Raw genomic sequence first — 2,840 nt, 5'->3', positions numbered from 1 at the left:
CCCGCGGAGCGGGTAAGAGTCTGCTGCGCAGACTCTGAGGGAACTTCCGCGCTGCGCGCGGAGGTTGGAGTGTAGCCCCGCGCTGCGCGCGGGGTATCAGAGCCCGACTCCTCGCGGTGCGAGGAGTCGGGCTCTGCGCTGCGCTCCGAGCCCTGTTTCCTTCGGTCAGAACTTTGGTTGTATCCGTAGGTTGGGCTGGTGTCCTTCCGGCTCTCTGCTTGCGCTCCGAGCCGGCGGCTCCTTCGTCGCTGCGCTCCTTGAAGGAGCCTGGGGTCCGTCCGCTGCGCTCCCGGACCTGGCCCGCATTCGCGGGCAGCTGGCGGTGAGACGCTGCGGCCGGGGTGCTTGGTCGGCTGTTTCCTTCGTGACAGATTTTTTGGTGAATCCGGTATCAGGGTATGTGCCTCCTTGGCTGAAGGTTGCCGAACCAGGATGTTGGTGTCCGGGTGGGTGAGGTGGTGTCAGTTGGAGGCGGCTGCCTAGACATTGAGTTCCTCCTCTTGCTCGGGCAAATGTCAGTCGTGCTGCCACCAGGTCACTGCGAGGCCGATCAGGACGGCCCCGATGTGACGGACGGCTCCGGTGAGAAGGGCTACGGAGACGAGGCCGGGCGTCACGTGCTCCTGGTGCGGGGTGGTGGAGGGGGCGCGGTGCTTCTTCGACATGGTGGGTGTCCGTTCGGGCAAGGCGCGGCAGCGCAGGCTGTGGTGCTGGAACCAGTGAGCCAGAGCCGCAGTTCCGCAGAAAAATGTGCTTCTCGGGGTTGTAATGGTGTGTATGGCACGAGGAGCGCCGAGTCCGGCTGATCTGCGGGTGATTCGCGAACTTGCCGCGCTTGGGGTGGTGGTGACGGCCAGCCAGCTGGAGAGCTGGCGGCGGGCGGGATTGTTGCCACGGCATCGGCGGCGGGGGCTCGGGCGTGGCCGGGGGACAGTGGTGGACGCGGTCGATCCGGTGGTGGTGGAGAGCGCCGCGGCGCTGGCGCGGCATCTTCGGCAGGGGCGAGATCGTCGGCTGGCCGTGCTGGAGTGGTTCGCCGAGGCCGGCATGCCCGTACGGCCGGAGGCGGTGCAGGTGCCGGAGCCCCCTCTGGGCGCGGTGCGCCAGGCTCTCGTCTGGGTGCTGGAGAGATCGGTGTCGCACCGGCTGGTGAAGTTCGCTCGCAGCGCGGCCGGAACGGGTGAGGAAGGCCAGGACGCGCTGTATGCGACCGCGGGCCGGCTCATGACCCCGCGCCGCGGGGCGGCGAACCCCGCCCTGGTGCGCGCGGCGCTTGAAGCCGGCGAGGACGTCCCGGTGGAGGCCGAGGGGCCGGACTCCAGAAGCATGGTGCATGTGGTCGCGGCGATCGGCCTGGGAGTGGAAGAAGTGGGGGCCGAGGCGCTGGCCGAGGCGTTCGGCGCGTTCGGCATGTTCGGCATGACGGCCGAGGACTGGGCGCAGATGCTGGGTGCGGCCGAGCGCGGCGAGGGACCGCCCATGGATTGGGGGCTGTTGGAGCAGCACGCGGACGTGGTGGGTCCGGTGAAACGGGCCAGTGACGAGGAGCTGCTACGGGCACGGACCGTGCTGGTCGGCCTGCGCGGGTTCTACGGGCTGTATGTGATGCACGGGCTGCTCATGCCGGACACACCGGCCCTGGCCGCGCTGCGGCAGCGGATCGACGAATGGGGCATGTTTCCCCTCCTGGACCACCTCATCGCCTTCAGCCCCTCCCCCGGGCAGTTCGCCGAGGCTATGGCGGCCTGTCTCCAGCCGCTCTTCGATGGCCTGTACGAGGTGCTGATGGAGCAGCTCTCGGCCGACTCGGACATCTTCCGACTTCCCGGCGATGAGACGGGGGCCGTCGGCTTCGGGGAGAAGTGGATGCGCGCGATGGCCGAGCTGAGAGAGGGACGGCAGGCGGTGACGCGGACGGCGGGCCCTGTGGACGGTCCGCCTGAATGATCTTTGGCGAGCCAGATACCCGGAGGTATGGGGCGGGACCGGTCCGCTGGGACCGGTCCCAGCCGGTACAGGCCCGGTGTCAGCGGGGCTGTGGTGTCCCTGTTGCTTCGGTTTGCGGCCAGTAGCGTGTCAGGGAGGCCCGACGCTCGGGGTTAGTTGATGGCCAGCCTTCCCTCTTTGACTACACCCTGGCAAGGCAACCTTGAACACCCGTGAGCCGGGGCACCGCTATCTGACTCCGTGGGACGGCCAACAGGCGTGGTCAGTGGTGTACGGCTGCTCGGGGTGGAGCGTTCTTGGTCTGTCAGCGGTTCCTGGAACACCGGTGAGCCGAGGGCCCGCANGGCCGTCGGCTTCGGGGAGAAGTGGATGCGCGCGATGGCCGAGCTGAGAGAGGGACGGCAGGCGGTGACGCGGACGGCGGGCCCTGTGGACGGTCCGCCTGAATGATCTTTGGCGAGCCAGATACCCGGAGGTATGGGGCGGGACCGGTCCGCTGGGACCGGTCCCAGCCGGTACAGGCCCGGTGTCAGCGGGGCTGTGGTGTCCCTGTTGCTTCGGTTTGCGGCCAGTAGCGTGTCAGGGAGGCCCGAGGGCCGGGCCGGTGTGGGGGAACGAAGCGGGACGCTTCGTTCCCCCACACCGGCCCGACGCTCGGGGTTAGTTGATGGCCAGCCTTCCCTCTTTGACTACACCCTGGCAAGGCAACCTTGAACACCCGTGAGCCGGGGCACCGCTATCTGACTCCGTGGGACGGCCAACAGGCGTGGTCAGTGGTGTACGGCTGCTCGGGGTGGAGCGTTCTTGGTCTGTCAGCGGTTCCTGGAACACCGGTGAGCCGAGGGCCCGCACGGGGGGTGCGGGCCGTGGCATGCTGCTCGTCACCGGGCACG

General features: G+C 68.6%; 2 protein-coding genes. One reads left to right on the top strand and one right to left on the bottom strand.

The genetic code is table 11. The annotated features are described in order from the left end of the window. Nucleotides 1-515: 515 nt before the first annotated feature. Nucleotides 516-665, bottom strand: a complete 150-nt coding sequence (locus BG482_RS44470; protein WP_176741584.1) for a hypothetical protein — start codon at nucleotides 663-665, stop codon at nucleotides 516-518. A gap of 112 nt (nucleotides 666-777) precedes the next feature. Between BG482_RS44470 and BG482_RS39815 the strand changes: the two genes are divergently transcribed. Next, a complete protein-coding gene (locus BG482_RS39815; RefSeq protein WP_141746732.1) occupies nucleotides 778-1,947 on the top strand; it encodes a hypothetical protein in 1,170 nt (389 codons plus the stop codon). Nucleotides 1,948-2,840: the final 893 nt, after the last annotated feature.

It is taken from the genome of Streptomyces sp. LUP30, assembly GCF_001746365.1.
GTDB lineage: Bacteria > Actinomycetota > Actinomycetes > Streptomycetales > Streptomycetaceae > Streptomyces.
Note: the sequence above shows the minus strand (reverse complement) of the source record. Positions and strands in the feature narration are given on the sequence as shown.